Here is a 17,672-nt window from a genome sequence, read left to right as displayed (position 1 = left end):
GTGCCATAGGTTCGCCGCATGACAGCGACGCAGCAGCTCTCCTTCCCGCGTCAGTCGGCGCGGACGCAGCGGTTCTCCCTGGGAGCCCCCCGTGCCTTCACCGTCTCGCCGGACGGCTCCCGGGTGGTGTTCCTGAGATCGGCGTCGGGGACGGACCGGACCGGTCTGCTCCATGTCCTGGACCTGGACGGACCGGCACCGCGGGAGCGGGTGGCGGCCGACCCCCGGAAACTGCTCGGCGGGGCGGACGAGGACCTGCCGGCGCAGGAGCGGGCGCGCCGGGAGCGCAGCCGGGAGGCGGGCGCGGGCGTGGTCGGCTACGCGGTGGACGGCTCCGTCGAGTTGGCGGCCTTCGCCCTGTCGGGGCGCCTGTTCACGGCGGAGCTCCGCGCGGGTACGGCGCGCGAACTGCCCTGCCGGGGGCCCGTGGTGGACCCCCGGCCCGCCCCGGACGGGAGGCGGGTCGCCTACGCCTCGGGGGGCGCCCTGCGGGTGGTGGGCGCCGAGGGAGAGGGCGACCGCGCGCTGGTGGAGCCCGGGGAGGAGGGCGTCGCCTGGGGGGTCGCCGAGTTCGTCGCGGCCGAGGAGATGGGGCGCTCACGCGGGTTCTGGTGGTCCCCGGCCTCGGACCGGCTGCTGGTCGCGCGGGTGGACGACCGGCGGGTTCGGCGCTGGTGGATCGGCGACCCGGCGCACCCGGACCGGGAGCCGGCCCCGGTGGCCTACCCGGCCGCCGGCACCCCGAACGCCGACGTCCGGCTGTTCTCGCTCTCCCTCGGCGGGGAGCGCACCGAGGTGCTCTGGGACCGGGCCCGCTACCCCTACCTGGCCCGGGTGCACTGGTCGCAGGCCGGACCTCCGCTGCTCCTGGTGCAGTCCCGGGACCAGCGCAGCCAGCTGTACCTGGCCGCCGACCCGGAGACGGGCGCCACGCGGTGCGTCCACGCGGACGAGGACGAGGCGTGGCTGGAACTGCTGCCCGGCGTCCCGGCCTGGGCGCCGGAGTCCCCCGGTGCGACGGGCGCCGGCGGGGGCCGCCTGGTACGCGTCGCGGACGAGGGCGGGGCGCGGGTGCTGGCCGTCGGCGACCGGGTGCTGACGGGGGCGCGGCTGCACGTCCGCGCCGTCCTCGACATCGGGGAGGACGACGTGCTGGTGTCCGCCTCGGCGGGCGAGGAGGCCGCGGAGGCGGAGACCGGCGAGATCCACGTGTACCGGGTCGGTGCGCGCGGGGTGGAGCGCGTCTCGCGCGGGGCCGGGGTGCACCGGGCGGTCCGCTCGGGCGGGGTGACGGTGCTGGCCTCCTCGTCGGTCCACTCGCCCGGCGCGGCGGTGCGGGTGCTGCGCGACGGCGAGCCGGTGGCGGAGGTGGCCTCGTACGCGGACACCCCCGTGCTGGCGGCCCGGCCCCGGCTGGTCGAGGCGGGCCCCCGCCGCATCCCCTGCGCGGTGCTGCTGCCGTCCGGGTACGACGCGGAGCAGGGGCCGCTGCCGGTGCTGATGGACCCCTACGGCGGGCCCCACGGCCAGCGGGTGCTGGCCGCCCACGACGCCCATCTGACCTCGCAGTGGTTCGCCGACCAGGGCTTCGCGGTGGTGGTCGCCGACGGACGCGGCACACCGGGGCGCTCACCGGCCTGGGAGAAGGCCGTCCGAGGCGACTTCGGGCTCGCGCTGGAGGACCAGGTCGAGGCGCTCCGGGCGCTGTCCGGGGAGTTCCCGCTGGACCTTGCGCGGGTGGCGGTCCGGGGCTGGTCGTTCGGCGGCTATCTGGCCGGCATGGCGGTGCTGCGGCGCCCGGACGTGTTCCACGCGGCGGTGGTCGGGGCGCCGGTGACGGACCTCAGGCTGTACGACACCCACTACACCGAGCGCTACCTGGGCGACCCGGCGGCCGAACCGGCCGTCTACGCCGCGAACTCCCTGGTCGGTGACGAGGGTCTGACGGTGGCCGGGACCCCGCACCGGCCGATGCTGATCGTGCACGGGCTGGCCGACGACAACGTGGTGGTGGCCCACGCCCTGCGGCTGTCCTCGGCGCTGCTCTCGGCGGGGCGCCCGCACGAGGTGCTGCCGCTGAGCGGGGTGACCCATATGACGCCGCAGGAGCAGATCGCGGAGAACCTGCTGCTGCTGCAGGTGGACTTCCTTCGCCGGTCCCTGGGGCTCGGCTGAGCACGGCCGCCCGGGCCTCAGGGAGCCGCCGGTGGGGGCCCCGACGGGGCGGCGGCGGCCCGGCGGCGGTGCCCGCGGTTGCGCCGGCCGGGGCGCATGGCGCGTCCCGGCCGGCACGACGGCACCCGCACGGCCGTACGCAGTCCAGCGTGGCGTGTCCGTATATCGGTGACGGGTCGCCGGGGTTGCCTGCGTGTTAACGCCCCGCCCGGCGCGGCGTGTTCACGCCCCGCCCGGCGCACCCTCAGCCCGGGGCGAGGCCTCCCCCGCGTCCGGTCCCGCCCTCCGTGCCGTCGCCGCTGTCTCCGCCCTCCGCGGCCTGTCCGCCGCTCGCCCCGGTGCCGCCCGTTCCGCCGCCCGTCGGCTCCTCCTGCCCTCCCGGCACCACGTGCCGCTCCTCGGCGAAGTGGCAGGCCGAGGGGTGCTGCACGGGCCCCGGGACGACGGTGAGGTGCGCGGGCACCGCCAGCAGCGGCACCTCCTGCGCGCAGCGCTCCTGCGCCTTCCAGCAGCGGGTGCGGAAGCGGCAGCCGGAGGGGATGTCGGTCGGCGAGGGGACGTCGCCGGTGAGGATGATCCGCTCCCGGTGCTCGCGGGCCTCCGGATCGGGCACGGGCACCGCGGAGAGCAGCGCCTGGGTGTAGGGGTGGGTCGGGTGGTCGTAGATCTCGGCGTCCTTGCCGATCTCCACCACCCGTCCGAGGTACATCACCCCGACCCGGTCGGAGATGTGGCGGACGATCGACAGGTCGTGCGCGATGAAGACGTAGGAGAGCGAGAACTCGCTCTGGAGGGCGTCCAGCAGGTTCACCACCTGGGCCTGCACGGAGACGTCCAGCGCGGAGACCGGCTCGTCGGCCACGATGATCTCGGGCTGGAGCGCGAGGCCGCGGGCGATGCCGATGCGCTGGCGCTGGCCGCCGGAGAACTGGTGCGGGTAGCGGTTGATGTACTCGGGGTTGAGGCCGACGACGTCCAGCAGCTCCTGCACCCTGGAGCGCCGGGAGCCCTTGGGGGCGGCCTCGGGGTGGATCTCGAAGGGCTCCCCGATGATGTCGCCGACCGTCATCCGCGGGTTGAGCGAGGTGTAGGGGTCCTGGAACACCATCTGGATGTTGCGGCGGACGGCCTTGAGCGCCCTGCCGGACAGTCTGGTGATGTCCTCGCCCTTGTAGCGGATCGCCCCGGCCGTGGGGCGCTCCAGGTGGACGAGCATCCTGGCGAGGGTGGACTTGCCGCAGCCGGACTCGCCCACGATCCCCAGGGTCTCGCCGGCCGTCAGGTCCAGGTCCACGCCGTCCACGGCCTTGACCGCGCCGATCTGCTTCCTGAACAGGATGCCCTTGGTCAGCGGGTAGTGCTTGACCAGGCCGCGCACTTCGAGGATCGCTTCAGCCATGCAGGGTCTCCTCCCAGAAGTGGCACGCGCTGCGGCGGTCCTCGTCGACGGTGTAGAGCGGCGGGACGTCCCGGCGGCAGACCTCCTGGGCCATGGGGCAGCGGGGGTTGAAGGCGCAGCCGGGCGGGATGGCCAGCAGGTTGGGCGGCAGGCCCTTGATCGCGTACAGCTCCCGGCCCTTCTGGTCCAGGCGCGGGATGGAGTCCAGCAGACCCCGGGTGTACGGGTGGGCGGGAGCCTTGTAGATGTCGTGGACGGGTGCGGACTCGACGATCCGGCCCGCGTACATCACGGCGATCTTGTCGGCCACGTCGGCCACCACGCCGAGGTCGTGGGTGATCAGGATGAGGCCCATGTCGAGTTCCCGCTGGAGCTCCGCGAGCAGGTCCATGACCTGGGCCTGGACGGTGACGTCGAGCGCCGTGGTGGGCTCGTCGGCGATGATCAGGTCCGGCTCCAGCGAGAGGGCCATGGCGATCATGATGCGCTGGCGCATCCCGCCGGAGAACTGGTGCGGGTACTGCCCGACGCGTTCGCGGGCGGCCGGGATGCGGACCCGGTCCATCAGCTCGACCGCCTTGGCCCGCGCGTCCTTGCGCGACAGGCCCTGGTGGACGGTGAACATCTCGCCGAGCTGGTCGCCGACCGTGAGGACGGGGTTCAGGGAGGAGAGCGCGTCCTGGAAGATCATGGCCATCTCGGCGCCGCGGATGCGGCGGCGCTCGTCCTCCCCGAGGGTGAGCAGGTCGCGGCCCTTGAAGAGGATCTCGCCGCCGGCGATCCGCCCGGGCGGGGTGTCGAGGATGCCCATGACGGCCTGCGCGGTGACGGACTTCCCGGAACCGGACTCGCCGAGGACGGCGAGGGTCTCCCCCGCGGAGACGGTGTAGTCGACGCCGTTCACGGCCTTGGCGACCCCGTCGCGGGTGTGGAACTCCACGTGCAGGTCGCGCACGTCGAGCAGCGGCTCGGATGCGGCGGGGCGGTCGGGCGTGGTGGACGGCGTGGTGGACATGGTGGGCACCGCCTATCGCAGCTTGGGGTCGAGGGCGTCGCGCACCGCGTCGCCGAGCATGATGAACGCGAGGACGGTGACCGCCAGGGCCCCGGCGGGCCACAGCATCATGTGCGGGGCGTTGCGGATGTAGGGGGACGCGGACGAGATGTCGATGCCCCAGGAGACGGTGGGCGGCTTGAGCCCGGCGCCGAGGTAGGACAGCGTCGCCTCCAGCGAGATGTAGGTGCCGAGCGCGATGGTGGCGACCACGATCACGGGGGCGATCGCGTTGGGCGCGATGTGCCGCAGCAGCATCCGGGTGTTGGAGGCGCCGAGCGCGCGGGCGGCCTGCACGTAGTCGTTCTGCTTGGCGGTGATCACGGACCCGCGGGCGATGCGGGAGATCTGCGGCCAGCCGAGCAGCACCATGAAGCCGACCACCGGCCAGACGGTGGTGGAGTCGACGACCGAGAGCAGGACCAGGCCGCCGAGCACCACGGGGATGCCGAAGAAGATGTCGGTGAGCCGGGACAGCAGCGAGTCCGGCAGGCCCCCGAAGAACCCGGCCAGCGAGCCGAACAGGGAGCCCAGGATGCCGACCCCGAGCGTGGCGCAGACGCCCACGGTGACCGAGGTGCGGGCCCCGTAGACGACCCGGGTGTAGACGTCGCACCCCTGGCCGTTGAAGCCGAAGGGGTGCCCGGGCTGGGACCCCTGCTGGGCCTTGGCGAGGTCGCAGGAGAGCGGGTTGCCCGAGGCGATCAGCGAGGGCCAGAGGGAGATGACGACCAGGAAGAGGATCACCAGGGAGGAGACGATGAAGACGGGGTTGCGTCGCAGGTCGCGCCAGGCGTCGGACCACAGGCTGCGCGGCTTCGCGGCGGGGCCGCCCTCGGAGGGGCTGTCCCCCAGGGGCTTCTCCAGGGTCTCGCCCTCGCTCATCGCGAGGTCGGTGGCGCCCCCGGCTCCCGTGGGCGCGATCGCGGAGTCCTCGTAGGGTGGCTGCTGCTCAGGCATACCGGATCCTCGGGTCGAGAACGGCGTACAGGAGGTCGACCAGCAGGTTCGCCAGGAGGAAGACGATGACGAGCACGGTGACGAAGCCGACGACGGTCTGGGTGTTCTGGCGCAGGATGCCCTGGTAGAGCTGGTAGCCGACGCCGTGGATGTTGAAGATCCGCTCGGTGACGATCGCGCCGCCCATCAGCGCGCCGATGTCGGTGCCGATGAAGGTGACGACGGGGATGAGCGAGTTGCGCAGCAGGTGACGGCGGATGACCCGCCCGCGCGGCAGCCCCTTGGCCTTGGCGGTGCGCACGTAGTCGGCGCGCAGGTTCTCCGCGATGGACGTCCGGGTGAGCCGGGTGACGTAGGCGAGGGAGACGGAGGCGAGGACGAGGCCGGGCACGATCAGCTCGTCGAGCGGGGCGGCCGAGGACACCGAGGGGTCGATCCACCCCCACTTGATGCCGAGGAGCAGCTGGACGAGCAGGCCGGTGACGAAGGTCGGCACCGCGATGACCACCAGCGTCAGCACGAGCACCCCGGTGTCGACCGGGCGACCGCGGCGCAGCCCGGTGACCACGCCGAGGGTGATGCCGATGACGATCTCGAAGAAGATCGCCACCAGGGTCAGCCGGATGGTGACCGGGAAGGCGTCGGCCATCAGCTCGGTGACCTCCTGCCCGTTGAACGCGGTGCCGAAGTCGCCGGTGAAGACGTTGCCCATGTAGGTCAGGTATTGCTGCCACACGGGCTTGTCGAGGCCGAACTCCTTGCGCAGCTGGGCCGCCGTCGCCGGGTCGCACTGCCGGTCCCCGCACAGGCCGGCGACCGGGTCGCCCATGACGTTGACCATGAGGAAGATCAGCAGCGTGGTGCCGAAGAAGACCGGGATCATCTGCAGCAGACGCCGGATCACATAACGTCCCATGAGGTGCTCCGGGGATCGTCGCGGACAGGCGGGGTCGGGGCGGGACGGGGTCGGGGCGGGGCGGAGGCGGGCCGGGAGGAACGGGTCGGGACCGAGGGGCCGGGAGGCCGGGAGGCCGGGAGGCCGGGAGGCCGGGAGGCCGGGAGGCCGGGAGGCCGGGAGGCCGGGAGGCCGGGAGGAACGGGGACGGCCCGGCGCTCGCGCTGCGTCGCCGGGCCGGACGGGCTCCGCCGTCAGTTGACCGTGATCTCGTTGTAGACCGGGACGCTGAAGGGGTTCAGGGTCACGTTGGAGATGCGTTCCGAGTAGCCCGCGCTGCCGTTCTGGTACCAGAGCGGGACGGCGGCCATCTGGTCGCGCAGGACCTCCTCCGCCTGCTTGAAGGTGTCCACCGCCGTGGCGGTGTCGCTCTCCGCGTTGGCCCGGTCGACGAGGTCGTCGAACTGCTGGTTGCTCCACTTGCCGTCGTTGGAGGAGGCGTTGGTGTAGTAGAGCGGCTGGAGGAAGTTCTGGATCAGCGGGTAGTCCATCTGCCAGCCGGCCCGGAAGGGACCGGGCATCCGCTGCTCGCCGATCTGGTTCCGGAAGTCCGCGAAGGTGCCGATCGGGTTGCCGATGCACGCCTGGTCGTTGCCGAGGGCGTTGTTGATGGAGTTGCAGACGGCGTCGACCCAGTCCTTGTGGGAGCCGGTGTCCGTGTTGTACGAGATCTTGATCTGGCCGCCGGGGAGTCCGCCGCCCTCCTCGATCAGCCGCTTGGCCTCCGCCGGGTCGTACTCGCAGGCGTCGCCGCAGAGGGTGTCGTCGAAGCCGCCGTCCTCCCCGAGCACCGGCGAGGTCCAGTCCTTCGCCGGGGTGCGGGTGTTCTGGAAGATCGTCTCGGTGATCTGCTCCCGGTTGATGGCCCGCGAGATGCCGGTGCGGACCTTGTTGCCGTCCGGGGTGTCCCAGGCGTCGTCGTAGAAGGGGAAGGCGAGGGTCTGGATGATACCGGCGGGGGTGTTGATGTAGCGGTCGCCGAGGTCGCTGCCGACGTTGCGCAGCTGTGCGGCCGGGATGTCGTCGACCAAGTCCAGGTTGCCCGCGATCAGGTCCGTGTAGGCGGTGTTGTTGTCGGTGTAGACCATCAGGTCGATGCCGCCGTTCTGCGCCCCGTCCGGCCCCGGGTAGTCGTCCCAGCGGCGCAGCTCGGCCTTCGTCCCCCGGTCGTAGGACTGGAGCGTGTACGGGCCGTTGCCGACCGGCTGGTCGAGCCAGGCGTCGTGGTCGTCGAAGAAGGACTGCGGCAGCGGGGCGAAGGCCGAGTACCCGAGGGTGTCCGGCCAGGTGGAGAACTTCTGCGTCAGCTTCACGGTGAAGGTCAGGTCGTCCACGACCTTCAGCCCGGACAGGGAGGTGGCGCTGGGCTCGCCGCTCTCGGGGTGGACCTGCTCGTAGCCGTCGATGTAGCCGAAGAAGTAGGCGTTCTTCTGGTTGTTGCGGAGGGCGGCGCCGTAGTTCCAGGCGTCCACGTAGGACTTCGCGGTGACCTTCTCGCCGTTGCTGAAGGTCCAGCCGTCCTTGATCGTGACGGTGAAGTTGACCGAGTCGTCGGTCTCGATGCTCTCGGCCATCATGTCGGTGGCCGCGCCGGTCTTCGGGTCGTACTTCTTCAGCCCCCGGAAGATCATGTCGAGGACCTTGCCGCCCTGAACCTCGTTGGTGTTCGCGGGTTCCAGGGGGTTCTGCGGGTCGGACCAGGAGGAGGTGACGATCCCGTCCTCGCCGCCCGCGCCGCCGTCGCCGCCGCCGCAGCCCGTGGCGGCGAGGGCGACGGCGACCGCGCAGGCGGCCCATCCGACGCGCGTGGGTCCACGCATGGGGTTCCTCCCGTGTCCTCGGCAAGACTTAGGACCGAATATCACCCCATGCGGGACCTAACGCACTTTCAGGGCGTCCGGGTGGGTGCCCCTGCCGGGAGAGTGAGCTCCCAGGTGTCGACGGCGTAGTGGAGGGCCATGCCGTGGGCCTCGTAGAGGGCGAGCGCACGGGTCTCGTTGGAGGTGTCCACGCCCAGACCGACGAGGTCCCGGCCGCGGGCGGCGTAGACGCCGAAGGCGTGGCGCAGCAGATGGCCGCCGATCCCCCGGCCGCGCACCTCCTTGCGCACGCCGAGGTTGCGGATCCATCCCATGGCCTCGCGGTCGTCCCGGGTGAGCAGGACCGCCACGTCGCCCTCCGCCTCGGTCGAGGCGATCCAGACCAGCGACCAGTCCAGGCGCGCGCCGTCGATGTCGTCCAGCCAGGAGGTGTAGCCGCGCGGGTGGTGGCCGAAGTGCTCCGCGAAGGTCTCCTCGACCAGGGCGTGGGCCCGGCGGCGGTCCTCCTCGGCCCGGCAGTCCCGCAGGCTGAGCCCCGGCAGCGGGGCGGGGGCGGTGTCCGCCCGGGCCGACAGCGGCCGGGTCATCACCTGGTGGCGGCGCACGGTGTCCCAGCCCCGCTCCCCGAGCAGCCCGGTGTCGAGCGCCGGCTCGGCGTTGAGGTGCAGGTGGAGGACGGCGCGCGCGGCGCCGGAGGCCATGGCCGCCGCCCGCTCCTCGGCGAGACGCAGCAGCAGGGCGGTGACGTCCCCGCGGCCCGGCAGGGCGTACAGGTCGACGCCGATGTCTCCCTCGTCCGAGTCGTTCCAGACGACCGCGTAGCCGACCGGGTCGCCGGGGCCGTCGGTGACGAGCCAGGTGTCGCGGTCGAGATCGGTGTCCGGGTGGCGCAGATCGGCCTCGACCGTGTGCTGGTCGGTCTCGGGGCGGCCGATCTCGACGAGGTCGACGGCGTTCATCAGGGCGCAGACGGCGGGTGCGTCGGCGAGCGACACGGGGCGCACGGTAAGGGGCATGCGGTCACTCTCCGGGCGGCGCGGGGGCGGCCGCAAACGTTTTTCCCGCCGGCCGGCACCCGCCCCGGACGCGACGGTGCCCGCCCCGCCGGAGGGCGGGACGGGCACCGGTTGCACGCGAGGGGGTCAGCGGACGTGGACGACGTCCTTCTCCTCGGCGAAGTGGCACGCCGACTCGTGCGCGGCCGGGGTGTCCCTGCCGACGAACGGGGCCGGGACCGCCAGCAGCGGCACCTCGATGGAGCACTTCTCCTCGGCCTTCCAGCACCGGGTGCGGAAGCGGCAGCCCGACGGGGGGTTGGCCGGCGAGGGGACGTCACCGGTGAGGATGATCCGGTCGCGGCCCTCGCGGGCGGCCGGGTCCGGCACCGGAACCGCGGAGAGCAGCGCCTGGGTGTAGGGGTGGGTCGGGTGGTCGTAGATCTGCACGTCGGTGCCGATCTCGGCCATCTTGCCCAGGTACATCACGCCGACCCGGTCGGAGATGTGGCGGACGATCGACAGGTCGTGCGCGATGAAGATGTAGGAGAGGTTGAACTCGTCCTGGAGCTTCTCCATCAGGTTGATGACCTGCGCCTGCACCGAGACGTCCAGCGCGGAGACCGGCTCGTCGCAGATGATGATCTCCGGGTTGAGCGCGAGGCCGCGGGCGATGCCGATGCGCTGGCGCTGGCCGCCGGAGAACTGGTGCGGGTAGCGGTGGATGTACTCGGGGTTGAGCCCGACGACGTCCAGCAGCTCCTGCACCTTCTTGCGGCGGTCGCCCTTCGGGGCCACCTCGGGGTGGATCTCGAAGGGCTCCCCGATGATGTCGCCGACCGTCATCCGCGGGTCGAGCGAGGTGTAGGGGTCCTGGAACACCATCTGGATGTTGCGGCGGACGGCCTTGAGCGCCCTGCCGGACAGCTTGGTGATGTCCTGGCCCTTGTAGAACACCTCGCCGGAGGTGGCCGTCTCCAGCATCATCAGCAGCTTGGCCACGGTGGACTTGCCGCAGCCGGACTCGCCGACGATCCCCAGGGTCTCGCCCTGGTAGAGGTCGAAGGAGATGCCGTCCACGGCCTTGACCGCGCCGATCTGCTTCTTGAACAGGATGCCCTGGGTCAGCGGGAAGTGCTTGACCAGGTTGCGCACCTGCAGGATCGGCTCACCCCGCCCGACGGGCGCGTCGAGCGCGGCGGAGGGGGTCGGGTCCACGGCCTCGCCGTCCTTCGTGAGCTCAGCCATGGATCGTCTCCTTCCAGAAGTGGCACGCGCTTCCGCGGCCGGGCAGCTCCCCGCCGTCCTGCTCGGTCACCGGGTGCAGGACCGGGACGTCGGTGCGGCAGACGTCCTGCGCCTTGGGGCAGCGCGGGTTGAAGGCGCAGCCCGAGGGGATCTTGAGCAGGTTGGGCGGCAGGCCCTTGATCGCGTACAGCTCCTGGCCCTTCTGGTCCAGGCGCGGGATGGAGTCCAGCAGACCCCGGGTGTACGGATGGGCCGGGCGCTGGTAGAGCTCGTGCACGGGGGCCGTCTCCACGATCCGGCCCGCGTACATCACGGCGATCTTGTCCGCGACGTCGGCCACCACGCCGAGGTCGTGGGTGATCAGGATCAGGCCCATGTTGTACTCGCGCTGGAGCTCCGCGAGCAGGTCCATGACCTGGGCCTGGACGGTGACGTCGAGCGCCGTGGTGGGCTCGTCCGCGATGATCAGGTCCGGCTCCAGGGCCAGCGCCATGGCGATCATGATGCGCTGGCGCATACCGCCGGAGAACTGGTGGGGGTAGTCGTTGACCCGCGCCGCGGCGGCGGGGATCTTCACCCGGTCCATCAGCTCGATGGCCTTGACCTTGGCCTCCTTCTTGGAGAGGCCCTGGTGCACCCGGAACATCTCGCCGAGCTGGTAGCCGACGGTGAGGACCGGGTTCAGCGAGGAGAGCGCGTCCTGGAAGATCATGGCGATCTTCGAGCCGCGGATCTTGCGGCGCTCCTCGGGCGACATGGTGAGCAGGTCACGGCCGCGGAAGAGCACCTCGCCCTTGGGGATGCGCCCGGGGGGCATGTCGAGGATGCCCATGATGGCCTGCGCGGTCACGGACTTGCCGGAGCCCGACTCGCCGAGGACCGCGAGGGTCTCGCCGGCCGAGACCGTGTAGTTGACGCCGTTCACGGCCTGCGCGACACCCTCGCGGGTGTGGAACTCCACGTGCAGGTCGCGCACGTCGAGGAGCGGGCCCTCGTGGTCCCCGGCGCCGCGGGGGGCCGGGACGTCCGCCGTCTTGTCGATGATGGTCACGTACGCCTCCCTCAGCGCAGCTTGGGGTCGAGGGCGTCGCGCACCGCGTCGCCGAGCATGATGAACGCCAGAACCGTGACGCTCACGAAGCCGGCGGGGAACAGGAGCGGGTGCAGGGCCTCACGGATCCGGCCCAGCGACTGGTTGATCATCACGCCCCAGGAGATGGTGGGCTCCTGGATGCCGACACCGAGGAAGCTCAGCGTCGCCTCGACGGAGATGATCACACCGAGCGAGATCGTGGCGAGCACGATCAGCGGGGTCAGGGCGTTGGGCAGCACATGGCGGAACATCAGCCGGCTGGTGGACGCGCCCAGCGAGCGGGCCGCGGTCACGTAGTCGGCCTGCTTGGTCTGGATGACGGTGGAGCGCATGATGCGCGCCATGCTCATCCAGCCGAGGACCGTCAGGGCGGTGAGCACGCCCCAGATGCCGCCGGTGCGGAAGCCGTCCTCGTCACGGAAGGTGTTGAGGATGACGATGGCGCCCACGAGGAACGGGATGCCCATCACGATGTCGATGCCGCGGGAGATCAGGGCGTCCACCCAGCGGCCGTAGAAGCCGGCGACCAGGCCGAGCAGGAGCGCGATCAGCGCGGAGCCCAGGGTCGCGAGCACACCCACCGTGATGGAGGTGCGGGCGCCGTGGATGGTGCGGGCGTAGACGTCGCAGCCGCGGGCGTCGTAGCCGAACCAGGCGTCGGCGCTGGGCTTCTGCAGCGAGCGGGAGAGCTCGCAGAGCTGCGGGTCGGCGCTGGCGAAGAACGTCGGGAAGGCCGCCATCAGCAGCAGGACGAAGATGATGCCCGACGCGATGAGGAAGAGCGGGCGGCGCACCAGGTCGCGGACCGCGTCCTGGAGGAGGCTGCGCGACTTCTCGGGCTTCTTCGAGTGCTGGGGTGCGGCGGGGGTCGCCGCGGCCGCTTCCGGGGTGACTGCGGTGTTGGTCACGTCAGGCATAGCGAATCCTCGGGTCGAGCACGGCGTAGAGGAGGTCCACGATCAGGGCCATCACCACGTAGACCAGCACCAGCAGGGTGACGAAGCCGACGAGCGCCGGTCCGTCCTCGATCTGGATCGCCTTGAAGAGGTTGTATCCGACACCGGGGATGTTGAAGATCCGCTCGGTGACGATGGCCCCGCCCATCAGGGTGCCGAGGTCCGCGCCGAGGAAGGTGACCACCGGGATCAGGGAGTTGCGCAGGACGTGGACGCCCGTGATCCGGGACGGCGAGAGGCCCTTGGCCTTGGCCGTGCGGACGTAGTCCATCCGCAGGTTCTCCGCCACCGAGGCGCGCGCCAGCCGCGCGATGTAGGCGAGGGAGACCGAACCGAGCACCAGACCGGGCAGCAGATAGCTCATGAAGCCCTCGTTGGTACCCGACACCGGGAAGATCCCGGCCTTGACGCCGAGGAAGATCTGGGCCGTCTGCCCCAGCACGAAGATCGGGACGGCGATCACCGTGAGGGTGGACAGCAGCACCAGGTTGTCCAGGAACTTGCCGCGTCTCATGCCCGCCAGCACGCCGGCCGCGACACCGACGACCATCTCGAAGACGAAGGCGATGGCGGCGACCTTGAGGGTCTCCGGCCATGCGTCGGCGATCATCTCGCTGATCGGGCGGGAACCGCTGAGGCTGGTTCCGAAGTCGCCCTGCAGGAGACCCGAGACGTAGTAGCCGTATCTCACCGGCAGCGGGTCGTCCAGGTGGTACTGCGCGGTCAGCGCAACTCTGATGCTCTCTGGTACCGGACGCTCTCCGTACAGGTTCTGTACGGGGTCACCACCCATTTCGGTGACGAGCGCGAAGACCAGGAATGTGGTCCCGATGATGACCGGGACCATCTGGAGCAGCCGTCTCAAGACGTAGCGGCCCATGGTTCCTCCTCGTGGGAACGACGAGGGGCGGCTCGTACCGCCACCCCTCGTCGCTCAGGCCCTGATGTACTGTGCGGCGCCCTCGGGCGCCGGGCCGTCAGGCCTTCTCGACCTTGGTGAGCTCGACCTGGTTGAACAGGTTCATCTCAACGTTCTTGACGTTGGTCGAGTGACCGAAGACGTTCTTGCCAAAGCGCAGCGGGATCACCGGCATGTCCTTGACGAGGATGTCCTCGGCGGCCTGCCACTTGGTGATGGCCTCGGCCTCGGTCTTCGCCTCGCGGCCCTCCTGGACCAGGCGGTCGAAGTCCTTGTTGCTGTAGCCGTAGTAGTTGGAGGAACCGTCCGTGGAGAACAGCGGGCCGAGGTAGTTCTCCATCGACGGGTAGTCCATGATCCAGCCGAGGCGGAACATGCCGGAGAACTTCTTCTCCTCGACCTGCTTCAGCAGCTCGGCGAACTTCGGCACGGCCTGGCCGACGCACTCGATGCCGAGGTTCTTCTTCAGCTGGTCGCAGGTGGCGTTGATCCACTGCTCGTGACCACCGTCGGCGTTGTGGCCGATGTTGATCTTGTTGCCCTCGATGCCGCCGGCCTCGGCGAGCAGCTTCTTGGCCTCGGTCGGGTTGAACTTGCAGGCGTCGCCGCAGGCGCCCTCGCGGTAGCCGCCCACGACCGGGGAGACGAACGCGTCGGCGGAGGACTGCGAGTTCTGGAAGACGACCTTGATGATCTCGTCGCGGTCGATGGCCATGGAGATGGCCTTGCGGACGCGCGGGTCGGAGAACTTCTTGTCGTACGTCGGGAAGGCGACGAACTGGAAGGTGGACGCCTCGGAGGACTTGAAGCGGTCGCCCAGCTCGCTCGGGGCGGTGCCCATGACCTCGGTCGGGATCTGGTCCACGACGTCGAGGTTGTTGGCGAGCAGGTCGTTGTAGGCGGTGTTCTGGTCCTGGTAGATCCGGAACTCGACCGCGTCGACCTTCGGCTTGTCACCGAGCTTGTAGTCCGCGTACGCCTTGACCTTGACGGCCTTGTCGTGCTCCCACTTGCCGTCCATCTGGAACGGGCCCTGGCCGATCGGCGCCTCTTCGTACGCCTTGATGTCGGTCAGCGCCGACTGCGGCATCGGGTAGAAGACCGTGTAGCCGAGGACGGACTTGTAGCCGGCGAACGGGGCCTTGAGGGTGACCTCGATGGTCTTGTCGTCGACGGCCTTCAGGCCGGACAGCTCCTTGGCCGAGGGCTCGGGGGCCTTCTTCGGGCCCTCCTCGCCGTCCGGGTCGACGGGGTTCATCTCGTCGTAGCCCTGGATGGTGCCGAAGAAGTAGTTGCCGTCGGCGGCGTTGGGACCGTAGGCGCCCCAGTTCCAGGCGCCCACGTAGTCCTTGGCGGTGACGGGGGTGCCGTCGTGCCAGGTGGCGTCCTTGAGCTTGATCGTCCAGACCTTGTTGTCCGTGCTCTCGATGGACTCCGCGGCGGCCAGGACGGGCTGGTTCTGGGCGTCGAACTCGACGAGCGGCGTGAACAGGCCCGACAGGACCTGGGAGCCACCGGACTCCGTGGCCGCCTGCGGGACGAGGCGCTTGGGCTCGGCGATGTTCATGCTGAACGCGCCGCCCTTGCCCCCCTCGCCCTTGTCGCCGTTGCCTTCGTCACTTCCGCTGCCACAGGCAGTTGCGGCCAGGGCGACGACTATCGCACCCGCGACCCACTTGGCGCTCTTGGCACCACGCATGGGTTCCTCCTCATGAGTCCACTTGTCGCTACATGAGGGCCACTGACGTGGGTGGCGCCGACACCCCTGACGACGCCGTGTCAATGACCCGAGTGTGCTCGTGAGTCGGCGCTCCCCACAGCGCATGACCCATTGACCCGAGCTCAATGGAGCCAACTATTAAGTACGTCCGGGCCGTAAACCACACTTAAAGGGTCTCGTTTTGACAACATCACCCGGGGCCGTCGAATCGAAATCCGGACAAAGCGAGCACAGACAGACACCCGCGAAACGGACCGTTAACACATGTTCCGGAGAGCGACGGCCGATATGCGGACACCCGGCACGGTAAACCGACTTGACGCACGCCACGGCCCCCCGCGGTGGACGCGGGGGGCCGTGATGGAGCTATGCGTTATTTGCCCGAATTGACTGAAAGGGCGTCAGTCCTCACGCCCGGGACCGGTCCCGGCGGCCGGGCGCGGTGCCCGCTCAGCCGTGCTTGGCGCGCGAGGCGGTGCGGGCGCGCTCGCGCTGGTCCAGGACGACCTTGCGGATGCGCACGGCCTCCGGGGTCACCTCGACGCACTCGTCGTCGCGGCAGAACTCCAGGGACTGCTCCAGCGAGAGCTTGCGCGGCGGAACGATGGACTCCGCGACATCGGCCGTGGAGGAGCGCATGTTGGTGAGCTTCTTCTCCTTGGTGATGTTCACGTCCATGTCGTCCGAGCGGGAGTTCTCGCCGACGATCATGCCCTCGTAGACCTCGGTGCCCGGCTCCACGAAGAGCACACCGCGCTCCTGGAGGTTGGTCATGGCGAAGCCGGTCACGGCGCCGGAGCGGTCGGCGACCAGGGAGCCGTTGTTACGGGTCGTCAGGGTGCCGAACCACGGCTCGTGGCCCTCGTGGATCGAGTGGGCGATCCCGGTGCCGCGGGTGTTGGTCAGGAACTCCGTGCGGAAGCCGATCAGGCCGCGGGAGGGGACCACGAACTCCATGCGCACCCAGCCGGAGCCGTGGTTCGACATGTTGTCCATGCGGCCCTTGCGGACGCCCATCAGCTGGGTGACGGCGCCCATGTGCTCCTCGGGCACGTCGATCGTCATCCGCTCGACCGGCTCGTGGACCTTGCCGTCGACCTCCTTGGTGACGACCTGGGGCTTGCCGATGGTGAGTTCGAAGCCCTCACGGCGCATCTGCTCGACCAGGATGGCCAGCGCCAGCTCGCCGCGGCCCTGCACCTCCCAGGCGTCGGGGCGCTCGGTGTCCAGCACGCGGAGCGAGACGTTGCCGACGAGCTCGCGGTCGAGGCGGTCCTTGACCTGACGGGCGGTCACCTTGCGGTCCTTCACGGCCGCCTTGGCGTCCGCGCCCTTGCCCGTGCCGCCGCGGCCGACGAGCGGCGAGGTGTTGGTGCCGATCACCATGGAGATGGCGGGCTCGTCGACGGTGATCAGCGGCAGCGCCACCGGGTTCTCCGGGTCCGCCAGGGTCTCGCCGATCATGATCTCGGGGATGCCCGCGACGGCGCAGATGTCGCCCGGGCCGGCCACCTCGGCGGGCTTGCGGGTGAGCGCCTCGGTCATCATCAGCTCGCTGATGCGGACGTTGGAGATGCTGCCGTCGCGCTTGATCCAGGCGACGGTCTGCCCCTTGCGCAGCTCGCCCTGCTCGACGCGCAGCAGCGCGATACGGCCGAGGAAGTTGTCGGCGTCGAGGTTGGTGACGTGCGCCTGGAGCGGGGCCTCCTCCTCGTACACCGGGGCGGGGACGTGCTCCAGGATCGTGGAGAAGAAGGGCTCCAGGCTGGTGGAGTCCGCCGGGACCGTGCCGTCCTCGGGCTTGGTCAGCGAGGCGACGCCGTCGCGGCCGCAGGCGTAGACGATCGGGAACTCGATCTGGTCCTCGTCCGCGTCCAGGTCGAGGAAGAGGTCGTAGGTCTCGTTGACGACCTCGTCGATGCGGGAGTCCGGGCGGTCGGTCTTGTTGATGCAGAGGATGACCGGCATCCGGGCCTGGAGCGCCTTGCGGAGCACGAAGCGGGTCTGCGGCAGCGGGCCCTCGGAGGCGTCCACCAGCAGCACCACGGCGTCCACCATCGACAGGCCGCGCTCGACCTCGCCGCCGAAGTCGGCGTGACCGGGGGTGTCGATGATGTTGATCGTGATGGGCGCCCCGCCGTCCTTGGGGTGGTACTTCACCGCCGTGTTCTTGGCGAGGATCGTGATGCCCTTCTCACGCTCCAGGTCGTTCGAGTCCATGACCCGGTCGTCGACGGAGTCGAGCTGGTGGGCGGCGAAGGCACCGGCCTGCTTGAGCATGGCGTCGACGATGGTCGTCTTGCCGTGGTCGACGTGGGCGACGATGGCGACGTTGCGGATGTCGTGGCGCGTGGGCATGGGTGGCTTGCGCTTCTCTC

13 protein-coding genes are annotated in these 17,672 nt (G+C 70.3%); 1 reads left to right on the top strand and 12 read right to left on the bottom strand.

Going from position 1 to position 17,672, the window contains the following annotated elements:
* The first annotated feature begins 18 nt into the window (after positions 1-18).
* The gene (locus tag ACGF15_RS26810; protein WP_392802630.1) at positions 19-2,175 is read left to right on the top strand and encodes a prolyl oligopeptidase family serine peptidase; all 2,157 of its coding nucleotides are present in this window, start codon (positions 19-21) and stop codon (positions 2,173-2,175) included.
* Between the two features lie 244 nt (positions 2,176-2,419).
* Here the strand turns inward: ACGF15_RS26810 and ACGF15_RS26805 are convergent, their stop codons facing one another.
* From ACGF15_RS26805 to typA, 12 genes are all read right to left on the bottom strand, one after another.
* Complete coding sequence (locus tag ACGF15_RS26805) at positions 2,420-3,574, bottom strand: ABC transporter ATP-binding protein (protein WP_392802627.1); 1,155 nt, start codon at positions 3,572-3,574, stop codon at positions 2,420-2,422.
* The gene (locus ACGF15_RS26800) at positions 3,567-4,589 is read right to left on the bottom strand and encodes an ABC transporter ATP-binding protein (protein ID WP_392802624.1); all 1,023 of its coding nucleotides are present in this window, start codon (positions 4,587-4,589) and stop codon (positions 3,567-3,569) included. The genes ACGF15_RS26805 and ACGF15_RS26800 overlap by 8 nt, the downstream gene beginning before the upstream one ends.
* A 12-nt stretch (positions 4,590-4,601) precedes the next feature.
* Positions 4,602-5,588, bottom strand: a complete 987-nt coding sequence (locus ACGF15_RS26795; RefSeq protein ID WP_256524704.1) for an ABC transporter permease — start codon at positions 5,586-5,588, stop codon at positions 4,602-4,604.
* Positions 5,581-6,504, bottom strand: a complete 924-nt coding sequence (locus tag ACGF15_RS26790; protein ID WP_345612735.1) for an ABC transporter permease — start codon at positions 6,502-6,504, stop codon at positions 5,581-5,583. The genes ACGF15_RS26795 and ACGF15_RS26790 overlap by 8 nt, the downstream gene beginning before the upstream one ends.
* 233 nt (positions 6,505-6,737) lie before the next feature.
* Positions 6,738-8,363, bottom strand: coding sequence for an ABC transporter substrate-binding protein (locus ACGF15_RS26785; protein WP_392802619.1), 1,626 nt, complete (start codon positions 8,361-8,363; stop codon positions 6,738-6,740).
* 68 nt (positions 8,364-8,431) lie between these two features.
* A complete protein-coding gene (locus ACGF15_RS26780; protein ID WP_360645054.1) occupies positions 8,432-9,379 on the bottom strand; it encodes a GNAT family N-acetyltransferase in 948 nt (315 codons plus the stop codon).
* Positions 9,380-9,505: 126 nt separating this feature from the next.
* A complete protein-coding gene (locus ACGF15_RS26775) occupies positions 9,506-10,606 on the bottom strand; it encodes a dipeptide ABC transporter ATP-binding protein (protein WP_345612729.1) in 1,101 nt (366 codons plus the stop codon).
* Positions 10,599-11,657, bottom strand: a complete 1,059-nt coding sequence (locus ACGF15_RS26770) for an ABC transporter ATP-binding protein (protein WP_392802615.1) — start codon at positions 11,655-11,657, stop codon at positions 10,599-10,601. The genes ACGF15_RS26775 and ACGF15_RS26770 overlap by 8 nt, the downstream gene beginning before the upstream one ends.
* An 11-nt stretch (positions 11,658-11,668) precedes the next feature.
* Positions 11,669-12,616, bottom strand: coding sequence for an ABC transporter permease (locus ACGF15_RS26765; RefSeq protein WP_345612726.1), 948 nt, complete (start codon positions 12,614-12,616; stop codon positions 11,669-11,671).
* Positions 12,609-13,535, bottom strand: coding sequence for an ABC transporter permease (locus ACGF15_RS26760; RefSeq protein ID WP_345612724.1), 927 nt, complete (start codon positions 13,533-13,535; stop codon positions 12,609-12,611). Before ACGF15_RS26760 ends, ACGF15_RS26765 begins: the two co-directional genes overlap by 8 nt.
* A gap of 97 nt (positions 13,536-13,632) precedes the next feature.
* The gene (locus ACGF15_RS26755; RefSeq protein ID WP_345612722.1) at positions 13,633-15,273 is read right to left on the bottom strand and encodes an ABC transporter substrate-binding protein; all 1,641 of its coding nucleotides are present in this window, start codon (positions 15,271-15,273) and stop codon (positions 13,633-13,635) included.
* A 471-nt stretch (positions 15,274-15,744) separates the two neighbouring features.
* Complete coding sequence (gene typA, locus ACGF15_RS26750) at positions 15,745-17,652, bottom strand: translational GTPase TypA (RefSeq protein ID WP_345612720.1); 1,908 nt, start codon at positions 17,650-17,652, stop codon at positions 15,745-15,747.
* Positions 17,653-17,672: the final 20 nt, after the last annotated feature.

Origin of the sequence: Streptomyces sp. NPDC048001 (assembly GCF_043203115.1) — a bacterium.
Lineage (GTDB): Bacteria > Actinomycetota > Actinomycetes > Streptomycetales > Streptomycetaceae > Streptomyces > Streptomyces sanyensis.
The sequence above is the reverse complement of the archived record's forward strand: the minus strand, read 5'-3'. Positions and strand labels throughout refer to the sequence as shown.

Bases quoted from the DNA above. Each gene is read 5' to 3' on its own strand.
- ACGF15_RS26785 (WP_392802619.1), bottom strand. From the start codon at position 8,363: ATGCGTGGACCCACGCGCGTCGGATGGGCCGCCTGCGCGGTCGCCGTC.
- ACGF15_RS26780 (WP_360645054.1), bottom strand. From the start codon at position 9,379: ATGCCCCTTACCGTGCGCCCCGTGTCGCTCGCCGACGCACCCGCCGTC.
- ACGF15_RS26755 (WP_345612722.1), bottom strand. From the start codon at position 15,273: ATGCGTGGTGCCAAGAGCGCCAAGTGGGTCGCGGGTGCGATAGTCGTC.
- ACGF15_RS26760 (WP_345612724.1), bottom strand. From the start codon at position 13,535: ATGGGCCGCTACGTCTTGAGACGGCTGCTCCAGATGGTCCCGGTCATC.
- ACGF15_RS26765 (WP_345612726.1), bottom strand. From the start codon at position 12,616: ATGCCTGACGTGACCAACACCGCAGTCACCCCGGAAGCGGCCGCGGCG.
- ACGF15_RS26775 (WP_345612729.1), bottom strand. From the start codon at position 10,606: ATGGCTGAGCTCACGAAGGACGGCGAGGCCGTGGACCCGACCCCCTCC.
- ACGF15_RS26810 (WP_392802630.1), top strand. From the start codon at position 19: ATGACAGCGACGCAGCAGCTCTCCTTCCCGCGTCAGTCGGCGCGGACG.
- typA (WP_345612720.1), bottom strand. From the start codon at position 17,652: ATGCCCACGCGCCACGACATCCGCAACGTCGCCATCGTCGCCCACGTC.
- ACGF15_RS26805 (WP_392802627.1), bottom strand. From the start codon at position 3,574: ATGGCTGAAGCGATCCTCGAAGTGCGCGGCCTGGTCAAGCACTACCCG.
- ACGF15_RS26790 (WP_345612735.1), bottom strand. From the start codon at position 6,504: ATGGGACGTTATGTGATCCGGCGTCTGCTGCAGATGATCCCGGTCTTC.
- ACGF15_RS26800 (WP_392802624.1), bottom strand. From the start codon at position 4,589: ATGTCCACCACGCCGTCCACCACGCCCGACCGCCCCGCCGCATCCGAG.
- ACGF15_RS26795 (WP_256524704.1), bottom strand. From the start codon at position 5,588: ATGCCTGAGCAGCAGCCACCCTACGAGGACTCCGCGATCGCGCCCACG.